Source organism: Achromobacter sp., from assembly GCF_057314935.1.
In genome coordinates this window covers 79,654-98,203 of sequence record NZ_DBHKZA010000003.1, presented here as the reverse complement: position 1 = coordinate 98,203, position 18,550 = coordinate 79,654, and the positions used below count along the sequence as shown (strand labels likewise).

The 18,550-nt window shown below is 67.1% G+C and carries 19 protein-coding genes; 3 read left to right on the top strand and 16 right to left on the bottom strand.

From position 1 onward, the window contains the following. Positions 1–142 precede the first annotated feature (142 nt). A complete protein-coding gene (locus ACO6D5_RS01950) occupies positions 143–949 on the top strand; it encodes an IclR family transcriptional regulator (protein ID WP_485824490.1) in 807 nt (268 codons plus the stop codon). On the opposite strand, the gene ACO6D5_RS01945 is transcribed toward ACO6D5_RS01950, so the two are convergent. The 4 genes from ACO6D5_RS01945 to ACO6D5_RS01930 form a co-directional block, all read right to left on the bottom strand. Continuing rightward, positions 897–1,442 (bottom strand): DUF934 domain-containing protein, encoded by a 546-nt coding sequence (locus ACO6D5_RS01945; protein WP_006227142.1) that lies wholly within the window; start codon positions 1,440–1,442, stop codon positions 897–899. The genes ACO6D5_RS01950 and ACO6D5_RS01945 overlap by 53 nt on opposite strands. Next, entirely contained in the window at positions 1,435–3,177 is a 1,743-nt protein-coding gene (locus ACO6D5_RS01940; RefSeq protein ID WP_485824489.1) for a nitrite/sulfite reductase, read from the bottom strand. Before ACO6D5_RS01940 ends, ACO6D5_RS01945 begins: the two co-directional genes overlap by 8 nt. A 231-nt stretch (positions 3,178–3,408) precedes the next feature. After that, entirely contained in the window at positions 3,409–3,600 is a 192-nt protein-coding gene (locus ACO6D5_RS01935; protein ID WP_315527004.1) for a DUF2970 domain-containing protein, read from the bottom strand. A 74-nt stretch (positions 3,601–3,674) separates the two neighbouring features. Continuing rightward, a complete protein-coding gene (locus ACO6D5_RS01930; protein WP_315527002.1) occupies positions 3,675–4,610 on the bottom strand; it encodes a LysR family transcriptional regulator in 936 nt (311 codons plus the stop codon). A 256-nt stretch (positions 4,611–4,866) separates the two neighbouring features. Here ACO6D5_RS01930 and ACO6D5_RS01925 point away from each other — a divergent pair, with 256 nt between their 5' ends. Continuing rightward, on the top strand, positions 4,867–6,204 hold the full coding sequence (locus tag ACO6D5_RS01925) for a DUF3100 domain-containing protein (protein WP_088591096.1): 1,338 nt from the start codon (positions 4,867–4,869) through the stop codon (positions 6,202–6,204). A 121-nt stretch (positions 6,205–6,325) separates the two neighbouring features. Here the strand turns inward: ACO6D5_RS01925 and ACO6D5_RS01920 are convergent, their stop codons facing one another. The 11 genes from ACO6D5_RS01920 to ACO6D5_RS01870 form a co-directional block, all read right to left on the bottom strand. Then, a complete protein-coding gene (locus ACO6D5_RS01920; RefSeq protein WP_315526998.1) occupies positions 6,326–6,916 on the bottom strand; it encodes a hypothetical protein in 591 nt (196 codons plus the stop codon). 319 nt (positions 6,917–7,235) lie between these two features. Next, a complete protein-coding gene (locus ACO6D5_RS01915) occupies positions 7,236–7,835 on the bottom strand; it encodes a glutathione S-transferase N-terminal domain-containing protein (RefSeq protein ID WP_315526997.1) in 600 nt (199 codons plus the stop codon). 24 nt (positions 7,836–7,859) lie between these two features. Then, positions 7,860–9,566, bottom strand: a complete 1,707-nt coding sequence (locus tag ACO6D5_RS01910; RefSeq protein ID WP_485824488.1) for an FAD-dependent oxidoreductase — start codon at positions 9,564–9,566, stop codon at positions 7,860–7,862. A gap of 5 nt (positions 9,567–9,571) precedes the next feature. Then, positions 9,572–10,300 carry an SDR family NAD(P)-dependent oxidoreductase gene (locus ACO6D5_RS01905; protein WP_485824487.1) on the bottom strand — a complete coding sequence of 243 codons (729 nt, stop codon included), beginning with the start codon at positions 10,298–10,300 and terminating at the stop codon, positions 9,572–9,574. Between the two features lie 9 nt (positions 10,301–10,309). Further along, a complete protein-coding gene (locus ACO6D5_RS01900) occupies positions 10,310–11,062 on the bottom strand; it encodes an SDR family NAD(P)-dependent oxidoreductase (protein ID WP_485824486.1) in 753 nt (250 codons plus the stop codon). Between the two features lie 20 nt (positions 11,063–11,082). After that, on the bottom strand, positions 11,083–11,802 hold the full coding sequence (locus ACO6D5_RS01895) for an ABC transporter ATP-binding protein (protein ID WP_315526991.1): 720 nt from the start codon (positions 11,800–11,802) through the stop codon (positions 11,083–11,085). Continuing rightward, on the bottom strand, positions 11,795–12,559 hold the full coding sequence (locus tag ACO6D5_RS01890) for an ABC transporter ATP-binding protein (RefSeq protein WP_485824485.1): 765 nt from the start codon (positions 12,557–12,559) through the stop codon (positions 11,795–11,797). Before ACO6D5_RS01890 ends, ACO6D5_RS01895 begins: the two co-directional genes overlap by 8 nt. Continuing rightward, positions 12,556–13,560 carry a branched-chain amino acid ABC transporter permease gene (locus ACO6D5_RS01885; protein WP_485824484.1) on the bottom strand — a complete coding sequence of 335 codons (1,005 nt, stop codon included), beginning with the start codon at positions 13,558–13,560 and terminating at the stop codon, positions 12,556–12,558. Before ACO6D5_RS01885 ends, ACO6D5_RS01890 begins: the two co-directional genes overlap by 4 nt. After that, complete coding sequence (locus ACO6D5_RS01880) at positions 13,557–14,459, bottom strand: branched-chain amino acid ABC transporter permease (protein ID WP_485824483.1); 903 nt, start codon at positions 14,457–14,459, stop codon at positions 13,557–13,559. The genes ACO6D5_RS01885 and ACO6D5_RS01880 overlap by 4 nt, the downstream gene beginning before the upstream one ends. A gap of 67 nt (positions 14,460–14,526) precedes the next feature. Next, positions 14,527–15,741: an ABC transporter substrate-binding protein gene (locus tag ACO6D5_RS01875; protein WP_315526984.1), complete on the bottom strand. Its 1,215-nt coding sequence runs from the start codon at positions 15,739–15,741 to the stop codon at positions 14,527–14,529. 80 nt (positions 15,742–15,821) lie between these two features. Continuing rightward, a complete protein-coding gene (locus tag ACO6D5_RS01870; RefSeq protein WP_315526982.1) occupies positions 15,822–16,616 on the bottom strand; it encodes an SDR family NAD(P)-dependent oxidoreductase in 795 nt (264 codons plus the stop codon). A gap of 203 nt (positions 16,617–16,819) precedes the next feature. Between ACO6D5_RS01870 and ACO6D5_RS01865 the strand changes: the two genes are divergently transcribed. Continuing rightward, complete coding sequence (locus tag ACO6D5_RS01865; RefSeq protein WP_315526979.1) at positions 16,820–17,497, top strand: FCD domain-containing protein; 678 nt, start codon at positions 16,820–16,822, stop codon at positions 17,495–17,497. A 24-nt stretch (positions 17,498–17,521) separates the two neighbouring features. On the opposite strand, the gene ACO6D5_RS01860 is transcribed toward ACO6D5_RS01865, so the two are convergent. Continuing rightward, complete coding sequence (locus ACO6D5_RS01860) at positions 17,522–18,172, bottom strand: carbonic anhydrase (RefSeq protein WP_315526974.1); 651 nt, start codon at positions 18,170–18,172, stop codon at positions 17,522–17,524. Positions 18,173–18,550 lie beyond the last annotated feature (378 nt).

Genomic DNA, 18,550 nt, shown 5'->3' with positions numbered 1-18,550 from the left:
CCGCCGCCAAGGCGGCCAGCCGCCTGGTGAGTGTCTTCATGGTTGTCTCCGTCCTGTTTGTCTAATATTTGGACAGATCTCCGTCTGCCCGATTTCATATTGGGCTTTGATAGGGCCCTCATCAACGCAAACTGTCCAAAATATGAACAAACGAGATTCGGATACCTCGGGGCCCGTCGTGCTGCGCCGGGGGCTGCGCGTGTTGGGGGTGTTGCGCCAGGCAGGAGCGGCGGGCATGCACGTCGTGGACATTGCGCGCGCAGCCGGCATGCAGCGGTCCACCGCCTATCGCTATCTGGACGTGCTGGTGGAAGAGGGCTACGCGCTGCGCGAGTCCGAGGCGCCGCGCTGGCGCATCGCGGAACTGGGCGTGATGATGGCGGGCGATCCGCACGCGCAGGCAGTGCGTGGCCTGCGTCCGGTGCTGCGCCAGATCAGCGATGTGACCGGCGACTCCGCATTCCTTATCTGCCGGGCGGCGAACGATTCGCTATGCCTGCACCGAGAGGTGGGGAACTACCCGGTGCAGGTGTTGGCGGTGACGGTCGGGCACCGTCAGCCGCTGGGCGTGGGGGCGGCGGGACTGGCGCTGTTGGCGGCGTTGCCGCCGGCCGAGGCCGATGAGGTGGTCGCGCAGAACGAGCAGGCGTTGCGTGCCTACGGCGGCATGACCGGCATGCAGATGCGGCGTCTGGTGGAGAACACGCGGGACCGGGGCTGGTCGGTGGTGGGCAACGCCGCGGTGCCGGGCGTGCTGGGCGTGGGCGTGGCCTTGTGCGACGCGGCCGGCTACCCGCGCCTGGCGGTCAGCGTGTCCAGTCTGATCGACCGGATGCAGGCGCCGCGCCAGCGCAGCATCGCGGAATTGATCCGCGGCCAGCTGGCGCAGGACGAACTCAGGCGGCTGCCGGCGGCGGCGCCCGGTACGTCTTCTGGTAGTGCACGGTGAAGGTCTTGAAGGCGTCCAGGGCCTTGTGCGGGTCGTGGCCCGGCTTGACCAGGAAGCTGTTGAAGCCGACGCGCGCCTGGTAATGGATGGTGTCGATCATCACGTCGCCGACCGCGCGCAGCTCGCCCGTCCATTGGTACTGCGTGCGCAGCAGCTGCGCCAGCGAATAGCCACGGCCGTCGGTGTAGTTGGGGAAGTCCACCGCGATGAATGCGATGCCGGCCGGGTCCAGCGTGCCGTCGGCCTCGGCCAGCTCGCGCAGGTCGGCGTCGGGTTCCAACTGCACGGCCACGGGGTGCCGATGGCGGCGCAAGGTCGCGCGTGAAGTCTTCCAGACGGACAGCGGCACGATCCAGCCGGGCTCGTCGCTGGGCACCTGGCCTTCGGCGGCGACTTCGGGTTCGGGAACGAAGGGGCGCGCCGTGTCGGCTTGCAGGCGGCCGTCGCGGATCAGGTGCGGGCCGGGGGCGTCGTGGGCGTACAGGTCAGGCATGGGCGGGCTCGGCGCTTTGTGCGGGTTTGGCGAAGGCGGGATCGGCGTACACGTCCTGCTTGAAGGGGTCGATGCCGACGCGGTCCACCACGTCGATGAAGCGTTCGATTTCGCTGTCGCGCAAGCCCAGGTAGGTGCGGATCAGGCGGTCGACCACGCCGGGCACCTGGTCGCGGGCGAACGACGGGCCGATGATGCGGCCGACGGCGGCGCCGCCGCCGCGTGTGGATTCCAGATCGGGCAGGGGCTTGGCGCCGCCGTTCTGGCGGCCGCCCAGCGTGACCTGATACCACTCTTCACCGGCCTTATCGACGCCCAGGATGCCGATGTGGCCCACGTGATGGTGGCCACAGGAATTGATGCAGCCCGAGATGTTCAGGTCCAGCTCGCCGATTTCGAACAGATAGTCCAGGTCGTCGAACTGGCGCTGGATGGCTTCGGCGACGGGGATGGAGACCGCGTTGGCCAGCGCGCAGAAGTCTCCGCCGGGACAGGCGATGATGTTGGTCAAGAGGCCGATGTTGGGCGTGGCCAGGTTCAGCGCTTCCAGCTTCTGCCAGAGTTCGTGCAGCCGCGAACGGCGCACGTCGGCCAGTATCAGGTTCTGTTCGTGCGAGACGCGCAGTTCGCCGAAGCCGTAAGCGTCGGCCAGGTCGGCCACCGCGTCCATCTGGTCGGCGGTGATGTCGCCCGGCGGCACGCCGGTGGGCTTGAGCGACACGCTGACGGCGGCGTAGCCGGCGACTTTGTGCGCATGCACGTTGGTGCGCAGCCAGCGCGCAAAGCGCTTGTCGCCCGCGGCCAGCGCATCGGTGTTGTCGGCGTCGGTGGCGGCGGCCGCGTCGTACTGCGGCCAGACGAAACGCGCCTTGATGCTGTCGACGAATTCCTGGGTGATGGTGTCGGGGCCGCCCTTGATGAGCTGCCACTGTTCATCGACTTGCTGCGCGTAGACTTCGGGCGTCAGGTCCTTGACCAGGATCTTGATGCGGGCCTTGTACTTGTTGTCGCGGCGGCCGTGCAGGTTGTAGACACGCAAGGCGGCCTGCATGTAGGTCAGCAGATCCTGCCATTCGACGAAGGGGTTGATCAGCTTGCCGACGATGGGCGTGCGGCCCATGCCGCCGCCCACCCAGACGCGAAAGCCCAGCTTGCCGTCGCGTTCAACGGCTTGCAGGCCGATGTCGTGCACGCCGACCGCGGCGCGGTCTTGCACGGCGCCGCTGACGGCGATCTTGAATTTGCGCGGCAGGAAGGCGAATTCCGGGTGCAGCGTGGACCACTGGCGGATGATCTCGCACCAGACGAGCGGGTCCACCAGTTCGTCCGGCGCGACGCCGGCGAAGTGGTCGGTGGTGGTGTTGCGGATGCAGTTGCCGCTGGTCTGGATGGCGTGCATCTGGACGGTGGCGAGTTCCGCCAGGATGTCCGGCACGTCTTCCAATTTGGGCCAATTGAACTGGATGTTCTGGCGGGTGCTGAAGTGCCCGTAGCCGCGGTCCCACTTGCGCGCGATGTGCGCCAGGGTGCGCAGCTGGCGCGACGCCAGCATGCCGTACGGAATGGCGACGCGCAGCATGGGCGCGTGGCGCTGGATGTACAGGCCGTTCTGCAGGCGCAGAACGCGGAATTCATCTTCGGTGAGCTGGCCGTCGAGGAAGCGGCGCGTCTGGTCGGCGAATTGCGCCACACGCTGCTCGACAAGCTGCTGGTCGACGGGGTCATACACGTACATGTCTACTGCCCTTGAAGTCTTCTCGGTCTGAGTCCCAGCGTCCGGCGCAGGGCGGCGGAAAAAGGGGATTCATAACCGTAACAGGCAGCATTAATGCTCGTCTAAGTCATTCTCGTAATATGGAAATAAGGCCCCGACCCCGCGCACGCTTCGCGTGCTTGCTGCCCCCCCGGGGGGCGCCTTCCCCCTTGGGGCGGCCCGGCGGGGGAAGGGCCGCTATATTGAGGGGGCTTACAGTGCCGCGTTCACCGCCCAGCGCGCGATGAAGACCAGGATGATCACCAGGCAGGTGGCCAGCAGCAGGCCGGTGGCGATCAGGGGGCCGGGTTTGTTGTGGGCGATGTCTTCGTGGTAGCCGCGGCCGCGGCGTACGCCGAAAAAGCCCCAGAGCACGGAGCGGACCGTGCGCAGGAAACTAAGCATATGCGCCTCCTGGCGGATGAGGGGATACGGCACTGTAGGCCGTGCTGCCCGCGCCAAACAGAGGCAGATTCGCGTCAACCGACCATATCAGTTGCGGGCGCGGCGGCGGCGCCGATGCCGCGCACGATGTGGTCCAGCAGCTCGCGCGCAGCGGGCGAGATATGGCGGCCCGCGCGGCTCAGCACGTGCAGGCTGCCCTGGTTCAGGATGGGGTTGGCCAGCGGCAGGCTGGCCAGCCGCTGCGCCCGCATGTCGGCCGTCACGGCGATGGGGGGTGTCAGCGCATAGCCGATGCCGGCCGCGGCGAACTGCCACAGGGCCTTGAAGGAAGAGGTGGTCAGCACATTGCGCAGCCGCACCTGTTCGCTGATCTCGGCCGCCTGGATGTGTTGGCGCACGCCGAAGCCTTCCTGCATGGAGGCGCCCGGGTAGTCGGCCAGGTCGGTCAGCAGCAGGGGGCGGTCCAGCCGGGTCAGCGGATGATCCTGGCGGACGATGGCGCGGATGGGCTCGGGACGCGAATAGTGGGTGCGCAGGCGGGCGTCGTTGGGCGGCTGGAACACCAATCCTATATAGGCGCGGTCATCCACGATGCGCTGCACGATCTCGGAGGTGCGGGCCACGTCGATATCCAGCGTGACCTCGGGGTGGCTGCGCCAGTAGCCGGGCAGCACGCGGTCGAACATCAGTTCGACGAAGCCTTCGCCCAGCACCAGGTCGATATGGCCGCGCTCGGCCTTGCGCAGGCTGTCGATCTCGGAAAAGAAGCTTTCCTGGATGTTTTGCTGGCGCTTCACATAGCGGGCCAGGATGTGGCCGGCGTCGGTGGGCACCACGCCGCGCCCGCGGCGTTCGAACAAGGCCATGCCGCAATCGCGTTCCAGCGCGGCGATGGCGCGGCTGACGGCGGACGGGTCCATGTCCAGCACTTCGGCGGCGCCGCGCACCGAGCCGCGGCTCATGACCTGCATGAAATAGTGGGTGCGGCGGGCGTCGAGTTTTTCGTCCATGGCGGGGCTCTTCAAAGCGGAGTGCGGCGGGAGATCCACAGTGCCAATCTAGGGTTTACCCGTAAAATACGGGATAACTTGCAAAATTTTCCCAGGAAAAGGCTGTGCGTTGCATTTTACGCAACGCTAATGCGCAAGTGGTGTCATGGTTGCCCGCGAGGCCCCCGGGCGAAAATCGCGCCTGCTGCCCGCGCCGCCGCCGCAATGCGCCGCCGTGGCGCTACGAAAACTTATTCACGTTCATCAGGGGAATTCGATGTCTCACGCCAGCGTCAGTCTGGCCGCGCCTTCCATGCCGCTATCCGCCCGCATTCGCATGCTGGCCGCCATTTTGCTGGTGGTCGTCATTTCCGAAGCGATCGGCAGTGTCACGTTCGCGGTAGGTCCGGGCAAGATCGTTCTGCAACCGATGCTCTGGGCCATCTTCATCGGCGCCGTCGTGGCCGCTTTCGGCCAGCGCCTGCCGGCGGGGTCGGGCATCGACAAGGCCATGCAGACCCGCATCAGCGGTTATCTGCAATACGCGCTGCTGCCGTTCCTGGCAAAGCTGGGCCTGATGGTGGGCGGATCGCTGCCGCAGGTGCGCGAGGCAGGCTGGGCGCTGGTGTTCCAGGAATTCGGCCACTTCTTCGGCACCATGGCCATCGGCCTGCCGCTGGCGCTGTTGCTGGGCATCAAGCGCGAAGCGATCGGCGCCACCTTCTCGGTGGGCCGCGAGCCCAGCCTGGCCATCATCGGCGAGCGCTACGGCATGAATTCGCCGGAAGGCCGCGGCGTGATGGCCGAGTACATCACGGGCACCGTGATCGGCGCGCTGTTCGTGGCGTTGATGGCGGGTTTCATCACCAGCCTGAACATCTTTGATCCGCGTTCGCTCGCCATGGGCGCCGGCGTGGGCTCGGGCAGCATGATGGCTGCCGGCGTGGGCGCCATCGCGTCCCAGCAGACGCCGGAAATGGCGCATCAGGTCGCCGCATTGGCCGCCGCCGCCAACCTGCTGACGACGGTGGTCGGCGTGTACTTCACGCTGTTCATCTCGCTGCCTACGACCATCTTCCTGTACGGCAAGCTGGAACCCGTGCTGGGCCGCTTCTCGCGCAGCAAGGCTTCCGAAGCCGTCGTCGAGGAGAGCGTGTCGGAAGACGTGCCGGCGCACGGCGCCAAGATGGGCTTCGGCGACCGCCTGACCGCCTATCTGGTCTGCGGCCTGTTCGCGCTGGTGGGCAACCGCCTGGGCTACAACGTGCCATTCCTGGACGCGCTGCCGGGCATGGGCATCATCATCCTGCTGGTCGTCCTGACCGACCTGATCCTGCGCGTGCTGCCCAAGCTGCCCGCCGTGGCCGTGCTGTCGCTGATCGCCATGACCGCGGGCTGCCCCGGCGTGCTGCCGTACTCGGACCAGATCATCGCCGCCGTCGGCAAGGTGAACTTCCTGCCGTTCACGACCGTGATCCTGGCCATGGCCGGCCTGTCGATCCTCAAAGACCTGCCCGCTTTCCGCAAGCTGGGCTGGAAGATCGTGGTGGTGTCGCTGGCCGCCAATGCCGGCACCTTCCTGGGCGCCACGATGATCGCGGAATTCTTCCACTGATCGATCGGGCCTGAGTGCCGCTCAACGAAAAAGCCGCCTGGTGACAGGCGGCTTTTTCTTTTGCGACGGGCGCCGTGGCGTGGCCGCCGGCATGACGGCCGACGCCTCCGGAAGAGAGCGGTCAGCGCGCGTCGGGCGCGGCCCCGGGCCGGTAGCGTGCGTTGTCGGTGACGTTCTCGGTGGCGCCGATGTTGGCCACGGCAGGCACGCCGACGCCAGCCGCTTTCACGGCCACGGCGGCCTGCCATTCCTGGACTTGCGGATTGGCCATCGCGACCCGGTAGGGCTGCAGCGGGGTGAGCCCTTCGATGGTGCCCAGGTCGTTGGCGCTGCCAGCGCGTTGGGCCAGCGGATCCGGTTGCGCCGTGAAGTCGTCGACGGCGCGACGCATGCGCGTGTCGGCGTACTGGTCGCGCAAGGCATCCAGATTGACCTGCGGCGCCACGGGCGGCAGGCGCGGCGCGTCTGCGCCGGCATGCGCATTCCGGGCGAAAACGCCAAAGGCCGGCGGAGGATCAGCGTCGCGAAGATGGGCGACGCGTTGGGCTTCCCAGGCCGTCGCGGCTTGCGCGGCGCGCTGCGCCTGGCGGGCGGCGGCGCTTTGCGCCAGGCGTTCGGCTTCCCAGGTGGGGCGGGTGTCGTCCAGCATCGGGATGCGCGCCGGGTAGGGCGCGGCGACGCGGGGAATGGCGGAGATCGCAGCAACGTTCATGCGGGGGCTCCCTGTCGTGGTGGGCCAGAAGGTGGGTCCGGCCAGCGGGTGACAAGTTCACTGTAACAGGAAAGCGTGCCGTCTCCGTGCGGGGCTTTTTACCCGGGGCGGCCCAAAGAGGGAGGCGGCCCCGAACCTTGAGCGCGCTTGCTGCCCCCAACGGGGCGCATTCGCCTTGGGGCTGCGCTGAGGCAAAAAAAGGCCCCTGGCCAACGCCAGGGGCCGAGCGGCGGCGCCCAAGGGGCGGCACCGTACCAGGCGGGCGGCGGGACGGGACTCCGGCGGGGTTTCCCGGCCGCGCCGCCTGCCCCAAAACCGGTCAGGGCTTGGTGGCCTGCATGGAGGGGCGCTGGCTGAACGCTTCGTACCAGGCGGCGGTGGCGGGGTGCCCGTCGCGCCAGTTCAGGTCGGGGAAGCGGAAGTCCAGGTAACCCAGCGCGCAACCGATGGTGATGACGCCGATGTCCAGGCGGCCTTTCAGCGACGCGGCGTGCTTTTCAACCAGAGCAAGCCCATCGCGCACCTTGCCCAGTTGACCGTCGATCCAGCCGTCCCAGCGCAGCGCCTCGGGGCGCAGCACGCTTTCATAGCGGGCCAGCAAGGCGGCGCCCATCATGCCGTCGGCCATCGATTGCTGGGTCAGCACCTGCCAGCGCGTGCCGTCGGTCGGGAACAGCGCGCCGCCTCCCAGATCGTTCAGGTATTCGCACACCACGCGGCTGTCGAAGATCGATTGGCCGTCGTCGGTGATGAAAGTGGGCACCTGGCCCAGCGGATTGCTGGGGATGATGGTCTGGTCGCGGGCGACGGGGCCGGCGGCGCTGGGCAGTTTTTCGATGCGGTCGGCCAGGCCGAGCTCATGCGCGACGACCATGCATTTGCGGACGAACGGCGAAGCGGGCGAGTGAAAGATCTTCATGGGGGTCCTTGTCGGTAAGAGGCGTCAGTGTTGTGCATGGGCCAGGTGTTGTCCAGCCACCCAGCCGAAGGTCAGGGCCGGGCCCAGCGTAATGCCGGGCGCCGGATAGGCGCCGCCCATCACGGACTGCATGTCGTTGCCGGCCACGTACAGTCCGGGGATGGGCGCGCCCGCGGCGTCCACGGCCTGGGCGTTCGCGTTCGCCGCGATGCCGCAGGCGGTGCCGATGTCGCCGGGGTAGACCTTGACCGCGTAGCAAGGGCCATCGGCCAGCGGGGCCAGGCAGGGGTTGGGCTGGTGGTCCGGATCGCCCAGATAGCGGTTGTAGGCGGTGCCCCCTTTGCCGAAGTCGGGATCCTGGCCTTGGGCGGCGTGGGTGTTGTAGCGCGCGACGGTGGCTGCCAGCGCGCTGGCCGGCACGCCGATCTTGCCCGCCAGCGCCGCCAGCGTGGGTGCCTGGATCAGGTAGCCGGCATCGATCAGGTGTTGGCGAGGACGGCCGCCCGGCAGCGCCAGGCCCAGTCCCCAGGTGTCGATGAAGCGCTGGTCGCAGATCAGGAAGGCGGGGATGGTGGTTACGGTCTTGTTGCTGCGGTACATGCCCTGCACGAACTCGTGATACGACGTGGATTCGTTCACGAAGCGCTCACCCGCGCCGTTCACGGCGATCAGGCCGGGCTTGGCGCGGTCCCACACCAGGTGCGGGTAGTGCAGGCGCTTGCCGTCGCCGGATTCCAGGATGGAGACCGGCGCCCAGAATGCCGGGCTGGCGTAGCCCGTGCCCAAGGCGGCGCCTGCCTGCTCCGACAATCGGATGCCGTCGCCGGTGTTGTCGCGCGGCGACATGGACCAGTCGCCTGTGGGCTGCGGATACGTGCGGGCACGGCGCTCGGCGTCCCACGGGAAGCCGCCAGTCGCCATGACCACGCCGCGCCGTGCGCGGATGTTCAGGGTTTTGCCGTCCCGCAGGACCGACGCGCCCAGCACGCGGCCGGCGGCGTCGCGATGCAGGGCCTGCACGGGCGCGTCCAGCCAATAGGCGACGCCGCGCGTGAGCAAGCCATGGAACAGTTGCGCGGCCAGCGCATTGCCCAGCAGCAGCCGGGTCCCCCGGTGATAGCCGCGCACACGGTCCGCCGCCAGGCGCAGCACCAGTTTCATGCTGTGGCGCCAGGCGGCGAAAGCGCGCGTGGCGCGCAGCAGGTGGCGCACGTCGGTCATGTTGACCATCATGCCGCCCAGCACCGTGAATTCCTTCAACGGGTCGCGCAGCGTGCGGAAGTGGCGGCCGAGCTTCCTGCCGTCGAACTCCACCGGGTCCAGCGATCGGCCACCCATCGCCGCGCCCGGCCGGTCAGGATAGTAGTCGGGCGATGCCGTGCGGGCGGCCACGTCCAGGAAGCCGCGCGCCACCAGGTAATCCATCATGCGCGGACCGGCCTCCAGATAGGCGCGCTTCATCTCGTCTGACGCTGCCGGCCCCACCGTCTGCTCCCGATCCGTCCAGACCTTGTCGACGCTGTCGGGGTGCCCGGCGCTGTCCGTCTGCGCATTCAGCGGTATCCACAACGCGCCGCCGGAAATCGCCGTCGAACCGCCGATGCGGCCGGTCTTCTCCACCAGCAGCACGTCCAGCCCTTCCTCATGCGCGGTCAGCGCCGCCGCCATGCCGCCCGCGCCGGAACCGACCACCAGCGCGTCGACTTCCTTGTCCCACTTGATGCTGTCCATGCTGCTTATGCTCCCGACCCGCCCAGCGATTTGCCGCCGTCCACGAAGAGGACCTGGCCGGTGATGAAATCCATGTGCGGCGCGGCCAGGAAGGACACGGCATTGGCGATGTCTTGCGGCTGGCCCGCGCGGCCTGTGGGCTGCAAGGCCAGTTGCGCGGCCAGGCGTTCCGGCGTCAGGTTGCGCAAGAGCGGTGTGTCGATCAGGCCGGGGGCGATGGCGTTGACCAGAATTCCACGAGATGCCAGCTCCATGGCGGCGGCGCGCGTATAGCCCACCAGCGCCGCCTTCGAGGCCACGTAGTGCGGATGGTTCTTCGCGCCCAGATAGGCGCGCGACGCGATGTTGACGATCTTGGCGCCTGCCGTCATGGTGCGCGCGGCTTCCTGCGTCAGTGTTGCCACCGCCAGCAGGTTGACGTCGAACGCGCGGCGGAAATCGTCCGCGCCGACGTCGAAGAACTTGCGTTCGTCGAACAAGCCGGCGTTGTTGACCAGCGCGGCCAGCGGCGGCAGTGAGCGTGCGAGCGCGCGCGTGGCCGCTTCGTCCGTCAGATCGACGACGCGGTGCTCAACCGGCAGCCCCTGCGCCTGCAGCGCCCCGGCTTCCTTTTCGGCCAACGCGCCGTTGTGGTCCGCCATCACGACGCGAAAGCCATCGCGCGCCAGGCGCTCGACGATCGCCAGGCCCATGCCGCTTGCCCCGCCAGTGACCAATGCCGTACCCAGATCCATGGTGTCTCCTTATACGGCAAGGTAGCCGCCGTCCACAGGCAGCACCACGCCGTTCACATAGCTGGCCATGTCCGAGGCCAGGAACAGGACAGGCCCGACGATCTCGTCTGCGCGGCCGGCGCGTGCCAGGGGCGCGCGATCCATGTACCAATCGGTGCCGTTGGCTTGGGCGCGCTGGCCCGCCGTCATATCGGTTTCCATCAAGCCCGGCGCCACGGCGTTCACGCGCACGCCATGCGGGCCAAGGTCGCGCGCCAGCACTTCCGTGAACGAGCGCACGCCGCCTTTGGACACCACGTAGCCCGCAGTCGAAATGCCGCAGCCGTACGCCACGATGGAGCACAGGTTGACGATGACGCCGCGCGTGGCTTTCAGCTGTTCGACGAAGGCGTGCGTGACGTTGAAGGTGCCTTGGAGGTTGACCTGCATGACGCGGTCCCAGATGGCCGGCGTCTGCGGGTCGTCGAAGGGCGCGCGCGCCGAGATGCCCGCGTTGTTGATCAGGATGTCCAGGTTGCCGTGGCGTGCCGCGCAGTGCGCGGCGAAGGCGCGCACGGCGTCGGCGTCGGTCACGTCCAGCACGGCGTCGGCCGCCTGGCCGCCCGCGTCGCGGATGGCCTGGGCCGTGCCGGCGGCCAGCGCCGCGTCAATGTCGGCCACGATGACCGTCGCCCCTTGGCGCGCGAAGCCGTGCGCGATGGTGGCGCCCAGGCCGCGCCCGGCGCCCGTGACGAGGACCCGCTTGTTTTCCAGGGATGTCATGGTCTGTCCTTCGCGGCGCATCATGCGCCCAGATAGGCGCGCTGCACGCCTTCGTCGCTGGCAAGCCTGGAGGATTCACCCTCGAGCGCGATCTCGCCGTTCTCCAGGATGTAGGCGTAGCTGGACACCGACAGCGCCAGCTTCACGTTCTGTTCCACCAGCAGGATGGTGATGCCCTGTTCGCGGTTCAGCCGCAGCACGATGTCGAAGATCTGCTCGACCACCAGCGGCGACAGCCCCATCGACGGCTCGTCCAGCAGGATCATGCGCGGGCGCGCCATCATGGCGCGGCCCGTGGCCAGCATCTGCTGTTCGCCGCCCGACAGCGTCGCGGCCTTTTGTTCGAAACGCTCGCGCAGGCGCGGGAAGGTGTCGCAGACCAGGTCCAGGTCCTGCTTGACCGCCGTGCGGTCGCGGCGCAGGTAGGCGCCCATTTCCAGGTTCTCGCGCACGCTCATGTCGCGGAAGATCTCGCGGCCTTCCGGCACTTGCACGATGCCGCGGCCGACCACGGCCTCCGCCGGCAGGCGGTGGATGGGTTCGCCTGCGAAACGCACGCTGCCCGCCGTGGGCGCGACCAGGCGCGAGACCACGTTGAGCGTGGTGGACTTGCCCGCGCCGTTGGCCCCCAGCAGCGCGACGATGGCGCCTTGCGGCACTTTCAGCGATACGTCCTGCAGGGCGCGGATGTTGCCGTAGGCGGCCGAGACCGCATCGACTTCCAGAAGGATCTCAGCCACCGGCGGCTCCTTTGCCCAGATAGGCTTCGATCACACGGGGGTTGCTGCGCACCTCCGCCGGCGTGCCTTCGGCGATCTTCTCGCCGAAGGACATGACGGTGATGCGGTCGGAGATGGACATGACGAGCTGCATCACGTGCTCCACCAGCAGCACGGTGATGCCGTCGCGTTCGCACAGTTCGGTCAGCAGGCGGTCCAATGTTTCGATCTCTCGGTTGCGCAGGCCCGCCGCCGGCTCGTCCAGCAACAGCAGCTTGGGCGATATCGCCAGCGCGCGCGCCAGCTCCAGCATCTTCTGGCGCCCGAAGTCCAGGCTGCACGCCGGCGTGTCCAGGAAGTCGGCCAGGCCCACGCGCTCCAGCAGATGTTCGGCGCGCTCGCGCGCCTCGGCTGCCGCCGGGCGCAGCAGCTTGGCCGGGCGGTCCGCGCCGTGCGCATAGGTGCCGAGCAGCGCGTTCTCCCGCACGCTCAGCGCGCCGAACAGTTCCAGGTTCTGGAACGTGCGGGCCACGCCCAGGGACGCCATTTCATGCGGCTTCTTGTTCGTGATGTCCGCGCCGTTGAACCGGATGCTGCCGCTGCTGGGGCGGTAGTAGCGGGAAATGCAATTGAAGGTGGTGGATTTTCCGGCGCCATTGGGGCCGATCAGCGCGTGGATGCGGCCGCGTTCGACCTGCATGGACAGGCCGTTGATGGCGGTCAGGCCGCCGAATTTCACGGTCAGGCCTTGTACGTCCAGATAAGGTTGGTTGCTCATGCCGCGCTCCTTTGCGTGGCTTTGGCGGCGCCTGCGCCGGAACGCGAGGCCCCGGGTAGCGGGGCGGCCGGGGGCGGCGCGCGGCGTCGCGCGTCGCGGCCGGCGAACAGGCCCTTGGGCGCGAACATCATGAAGCCCATCAGGATGACGCCGTAGATGATTTCCTGGAAAGACAGCGCCTGGCGCAGCAGTTCAGAGATCAAGCCGAATGCCAGCGCGCCCGCGATGGCCCCGCGCACCGACCCGATGCCGCCCACCACCACCATCGTGAGAATCAGGATGGTGGTTTGGAAACCCAGGCTTTCCGGGTGGATGAACGATGCGAAGGTGGTGTACATGCCGCCCGCGATCCCCGCGTAGGCGGCCGACAGCGTGAAAGCGGTGCGCTTGATGGCGTTGACGTTGACCCCCATCGCCTGGGCCGCCACGTCGCTTTCCCGCACTGCGCGGAACGCCGATCCCAGCTGCGAGCGCGACAGCGCGATGGTGGCCCACAACAACAGCGCGGCGATCAGCACGACGAAGGGATAGGCCTTCAGGTCGGACACCAGTTCGTAGCCGAACAGCGTGGCCGGCGAAATCCGGAACCCGTTGGACCCGTTGGTGACCGACTGCCAGTTCAGGAACACCCACTGCATGGCCTCGCCGAACGCGAAGGTCGACAGCGCCAGATAGATGTCGCGCATGCGCAGCGCCAACGCGCCGATCAGATAGCCCAGCGCGGCGGCGAGCAGCCCGCCCGCGATGATCGAGATGAAGAACGGCGGATGCCACAGGTTGTTGATGAGGCCCGCGGTGTAGATGCCCACGCCATAGAACGCGGCATGCGACAGCGCGAACTGCCCGGTTTCGCCGATGACCAGATGCAGGCCCAGCGCCAGCACGACGAAGACCATCAGCAGGTTGACGACATAGATGACATAGCCGCTGGCCAGGAAGGGCAGGGCCGCCAGCGTCACGGCCATCAGCGCCAGCAGGGTGCGATCGATCTTGTTGCTCATACTTTTTTCACCTGCAGTTTGCCGCCCAGCAGGCCTTGCGGACGCAGCAGCAGCACGACCATGATGGCCACGAACGGAGCGACCACGATGGCGTTGGTCGAAATGAACAGCCCCACCAGGTTTTCGGCCACGCCGATCACGAAACCGCCCACCACCGCGCCGGGCAGGCTGGTGATGCCGCCCACGATGGCGGCGGCGTAGGCCAGGATGGCGATGTGGCCGATGTCCGGCGTGATGAGGATCTTGGGCGTGATCAGCAGCGCGGCCACGGCCGAGATCAGGCCGGACAACGCCCACACCATCATGCGGATACGGGTCAGGTTCACGCCCGTCAGGCGCGCGGCCTTGGGGTTCATGCCAACGGCGCGCATGGCGCGGCCGACGCGGGTGTAGGTGAACATCGCGAACAGCAGCAGCATGACGCCCACCGCCACCGCGAAGATCACGATGTCCAGTTGCGTCAGCACGGCGTCGCCGATGATGATGGCGTCGGTCGGGGCCAGCGGCGGGAGCGAGCGCGGCGTGTCGCCCAGGCCCGTTTGCCGCACCAGGCCTTTCAGCGCATAGGCAAGCCCCAGCGTGGCGATGACCATCTGCACGCCCACGCCTTTCGAGGCGATGACGCGTTCCATCACCACACGCTGGAAGAGACCCGACACGACGGCTACCGCGGCCAGCGTGACGGGGATGACAACCAGGTAGGGCCAGCCCATCACCAGTGTCAGGAACAGGGCGATGTAGCCGCCCACCATGAAGATCTCGCCCTGGGCGAAATTGGGTACGTCTGTGGTCTTGAAGATGATGACGACGGCGACGGCCAGCAGCGCATAAACGCTGCCCGTCACCAGTCCCGACAGCACCCCCTGCTGCAGGAACAACCAGAAATCGGCAAAGGTCATAATGTTCTCCGGCGGCCCGCGCGGTGCTGCGCCACGGCGCGGGCTCGGTCTGTGACAGGCCGCAGGCCTACTTCTGGTATTGCCAGACGCTCTTGAAAGCGCCGGGGATGAGCGTCATGCCGGTGCCGTCGAACTTGATGTAGATGGCGGATTCCTGCGCGGCGCGATCGTTCGGGCCGAACTCGATGGGGCCGGCCATGACGCCCGAGTCGAACTTCATCGTTTCCAGCGCCTGCAAGACTTTTTCGCGCGTGGGTTGCGGGCCGGCGGCCTTCAGCGCGTTCACCACCGCCATCGCGGGCGGCAGGCCGTAAGGCATGTACGTTTGCGGATGGCCGGGCTTGGCGGCCAGGTCGGGGTAGGACTGCTTGTACATGTCGTACACCCAGGTCAGCTTGGGGCCGCCGGGCAAGTCGGACAGCACGTCCTGGATGTAGACGTTCTTGAAGGCGTCCTTGTTGCCCACGTTCTCCACCAGTTGCTTCAGGTCGGCGGTGCCGTTCACGGCCAGCACGATGGGCTTGTTCCAGCCCAGTTCCTGCGCCTTCTTGATGATGAGCGCAGCCGGGCGGGCATAGGTGGTCAAGAGCAGCACGTCGGGGTTGCCTGCGCGGATCTTCAGCATGGGCGCGGTGACGTCGGTGATGTTCGGGTTCACCGACTGCACCTGCAGGCCCAGGTCGCCCAATTGTTTGGCCTGCGCTTGCGCCGCCTCCAGGTTCCAGCCGCCGTAGGCGTCGTCGTGGTTGATGTACCCGATCTTCTTGGCTTTCAGGTGTTCGGATGCGAACTGCACCATGGAGCCGCCCACGGCGTGCTGCGAGATCGAGAAGGCGCCGTAGATGTACTTGGACGGCGGATACAGCGCGCCGTCGCCCGAGGCGTTCAGCATGACGAGCGGTACTTTCTCGCGCTCGACGTATTCGCGCGACGCCACGACCGCCGCCGAGCATGAACCGCCGTTCAAGAGAAACACCTTGTCCTGCTCATTGAGTTTTTTCACCGCGGCGACCAGGTCATTGGCGTTGCAGCGGTCGTCTTCGATGACGAGTTCGATCTGGCGGCCGTGCACGCCGCCTTCCTTGTTGACCTTGGCGTACCACATCTTGGCGGCGTTCAACACGTCAAAGCCATAGGCCATGCCGCTGCCGGACAACGGCGCGAACAGGCCGATCTTGATGGTCTTGTCCGTGATGCCAGGTTCTTGCTGCGCTTGCGCGCCGGTCGAGAAGGCCCACGCGCACAGCGCCGCGGCGGCCGCGAAGCGACTACGTTGATTCATGATTTGTCTCCCGTCTTTTTGGAATGCGCGCCTGTGTGTGCGGCGCTTTGCTGCATAGGCCGGCGGGCTGCCGGCGTGCCTTACTGCATGCGGTAGCCGCCGTTCACGTCGATCACGCTGCCGGTGATGTAGCCGGCCTCTTCGGAGGCCAGGAAGCGGACGGCGGCGGCCACGTCGTCCACCGTGCCGATGCGGCCCAGCGGAATCGCCTGCGCCGCTGCGGCCAGCGCGCCGCTGCTGGTGACCGTGCTGCGCAGCATGTCGGTGTCGATCAGGCCCGGCGCGATGCCGTTGACGGTGACGCCCAGGTGCGCGGATTCGCGCGCCATGGCTTTGGTCAGGCCCAGCACGGCGGACTTGGCGGCGATGTACGAGGCGCTGGAGCGGTAACCGCCCAACTGGGCGGCCACCGACGTGAAGGTGACGATGCGGCCGTGCGCCAGCGGCGCGGCTTCGCGCCGGCGCAGGTAGGCCCGGCCGCACAGGAACACGCCGCGCGCGTTGACGGCGAAGCTGCGTTCCCAGATGTCCAGCGTGGTGTCTTTGATGAGCGGGCGTTCGCCGTCGGGTTGGAACAGCAGCAGGCCGGCTGCGCTGACGAGCACGGCGATGGGGCCGTGCTGCGCTTCGATGGCGTCGAACGCGCCTTCGACCGCGGCCTCGTCGCTGACGTCGAAAGCGTGGGCAGTGTGCGGCGCGCCCAGTTCATCGGCCACGCGGCGGGCGCGCACGGCATCCACGTCCGACACCACGACTCGGAATCCCGCGTGCGCCAGCTCCTGGCAGATCGTGGCGCCGATGCCCCCGCCGCCGCCGGTCACCAGCGCAAGACGGGAGGCCGCGCCAAGCGCGGGAGGCGTGGATACATTGGACATGCTGTCTCCTGATTGGCGTGCCGTCTGCCTGGGAAGACAGGGCCGCTGATTTCAATTTTTTGCGATTATGTATACATGGAGAGTGGGCAGGTATAGGTGCTTACCCTGACCACCGTTTGCTGTAAGGCATGGATACTAGGGAAAGTACGCGTGCAGCAGCAGGAGAAGTCCCAGCATGTATCCTTCATGTATACAATGCGGTCATGGACACGCTATCTCAACACGTTACCGATACGCTGCGGGACTGGGTGCTGCACGGCCAATTCAGCCCCGGCGCCCGTCTGGAAGAAATCCCGCTGGCCGAGAAACTGGGGGTGTCGCGCACGCCGGTGCGCGCCGCGCTGGCGACGCTGGGCAACGAAGGCTTGCTGGAGCACCTGCCCAAGCGCGGCTACACGGTGCGCGCTTATGACATCGGCGAGATCGTGGCGGCATACGAAGTGCGCGCCGCGCTGGAAGGGCTGGCCTGTCGGCAGGCGGCCTTGCGCGGGCTAAGCAACGACGCGGTGGCGGTATTGAAGAACTGCCTGGACGAGGGCGACCGGATCCTGGCGAAAGGGGTGCTGCTGGCCGAGGACCATCTGCCCTATCAGAAGGTGAACATCACCTTGCACAACGGCATCCTCGAGGCGGCGGGCAACCCTTGGGTCAAGCGCTTCGCCACGCAGGCGCAGGCCATCCCCTATGCGTCGGACCGCATCATCCTGTGGGAAGACCACGGCATCATCCTGCGCTCGCACGATGATCACCACCGGATCGTCAGCGCGATCATCGCGCAGGACGGGGCGCGCGCCGAAGACCTGATGCGCGAACACGTCTACTACGCCGGGATCATCCTGAAGAACAACTACGAACGGCTGGCGCAGGCTTACCGGGTGTAAGCGCCGCGCCGGCCGCGGCGGCGCTTAGCCGTTGATGCCGGTTTCCAGGCAGGGCTCGAATTCGCCGGTTTCCGGGTTGCGCAGGAACAGCACGCCGGTGGCCACGCCGAAGTAGGTGCCATGCAGTTCCAGGTCGCCTTTTTCCACGCGGCGGCGGATGGACGGGAACGTCATCAGGTTGTTCAGGCTGTGTTCGACCACGGCCAGTTCCAGGCGCTTGAGCTTGGCTTGGCGGTCGCCGGTGCCGGGGCCCAGGCGTTCGGCCACGGGCTCGATCTGCGACATCCACTTGCCGATGAAGTCGCCCTTGGACAGGGGCTTGGCGTCGTCGAAGAACGACCGGATGCCGCCGCAGGACGCGTGGCCCAGCACGACGATGTGCTTGACGTTCAAGCCATTGACCGCGAATTCGATCGCGGCGCTGGTGCCGTGATAGGACGATTCAGAGTCGGGCTCACAGGGCGGGACCAGGTTGGCGACGTTGCGCACCACGAACATCTCGCCCGGGCCGGCATCGAAGATCACTTCGGGGGACACGCGGGAATCGCAGCAGCCGATAAGCAGGATTTCCGGGCTTTGGCCCAGTTCGGCCAGTTTCTGATAGCGGTTGCTTTCCGAATGGAAACGGCCGTCCAGAAATGATTGATAGCCTTCGGTGAGTCTTTTTGGGAACATGATCTTCACTTCCTAGTAACAAGGCCAGGCCTGCTGGCACGCCGACAGACGCAATAAGGGGCTTCGTGTGGAAGCCCCTGTTATCGAGTCGACAAGCGCAATTTTCCCATATTCGCCCCTACAGCCCCCTGTCTAAACCCTGCTTCCGGCAGGGTTTTTTTCTGACCGCACAGGGGAGAGTGGCCTGGACGGAGGGCGCGCGCAGCGGGCGAAGCGGTGGGGGCTCCCCCCCCGCCGCCGGGCCGCCCCAAGGCGGGGGTAGCCCCCTCGGGGGGCAGAGAGCACGCGTAGCGTGCGAAGCGTGGGGGCTCTCTTTCCCTCACTCACTGTGCACGGATGTCCAGCACCGTGACTCGGGTGAACTGCAGCGGCGTGATC

Coding starts and splice junctions, on each gene's coding strand:
- ACO6D5_RS01950 (WP_485824490.1), top strand. CDS start 143: ATGAACAAACGAGATTCGGATACCTCGGGGCCCGTCGTGCTGCGCCGG.
- ACO6D5_RS01945 (WP_006227142.1), bottom strand. CDS start 1,442: ATGCCTGACCTGTACGCCCACGACGCCCCCGGCCCGCACCTGATCCGC.
- ACO6D5_RS01940 (WP_485824489.1), bottom strand. CDS start 3,177: ATGTACGTGTATGACCCCGTCGACCAGCAGCTTGTCGAGCAGCGTGTG.
- ACO6D5_RS01935 (WP_315527004.1), bottom strand. CDS start 3,600: ATGCTTAGTTTCCTGCGCACGGTCCGCTCCGTGCTCTGGGGCTTTTTC.
- ACO6D5_RS01930 (WP_315527002.1), bottom strand. CDS start 4,610: ATGGACGAAAAACTCGACGCCCGCCGCACCCACTATTTCATGCAGGTC.
- ACO6D5_RS01925 (WP_088591096.1), top strand. CDS start 4,867: ATGTCTCACGCCAGCGTCAGTCTGGCCGCGCCTTCCATGCCGCTATCC.
- ACO6D5_RS01920 (WP_315526998.1), bottom strand. CDS start 6,916: ATGAACGTTGCTGCGATCTCCGCCATTCCCCGCGTCGCCGCGCCCTAC.
- ACO6D5_RS01915 (WP_315526997.1), bottom strand. CDS start 7,835: ATGAAGATCTTTCACTCGCCCGCTTCGCCGTTCGTCCGCAAATGCATG.
- ACO6D5_RS01910 (WP_485824488.1), bottom strand. CDS start 9,566: ATGGACAGCATCAAGTGGGACAAGGAAGTCGACGCGCTGGTGGTCGGT.
- ACO6D5_RS01905 (WP_485824487.1), bottom strand. CDS start 10,300: ATGGATCTGGGTACGGCATTGGTCACTGGCGGGGCAAGCGGCATGGGC.
- ACO6D5_RS01900 (WP_485824486.1), bottom strand. CDS start 11,062: ATGACATCCCTGGAAAACAAGCGGGTCCTCGTCACGGGCGCCGGGCGC.
- ACO6D5_RS01890 (WP_485824485.1), bottom strand. CDS start 12,559: ATGAGCAACCAACCTTATCTGGACGTACAAGGCCTGACCGTGAAATTC.
- ACO6D5_RS01885 (WP_485824484.1), bottom strand. CDS start 13,560: ATGAGCAACAAGATCGATCGCACCCTGCTGGCGCTGATGGCCGTGACG.
- ACO6D5_RS01880 (WP_485824483.1), bottom strand. CDS start 14,459: ATGACCTTTGCCGATTTCTGGTTGTTCCTGCAGCAGGGGGTGCTGTCG.
- ACO6D5_RS01875 (WP_315526984.1), bottom strand. CDS start 15,741: ATGAATCAACGTAGTCGCTTCGCGGCCGCCGCGGCGCTGTGCGCGTGG.
- ACO6D5_RS01870 (WP_315526982.1), bottom strand. CDS start 16,616: ATGTCCAATGTATCCACGCCTCCCGCGCTTGGCGCGGCCTCCCGTCTT.
- ACO6D5_RS01865 (WP_315526979.1), top strand. CDS start 16,820: ATGGACACGCTATCTCAACACGTTACCGATACGCTGCGGGACTGGGTG.
- ACO6D5_RS01860 (WP_315526974.1), bottom strand. CDS start 18,172: ATGTTCCCAAAAAGACTCACCGAAGGCTATCAATCATTTCTGGACGGC.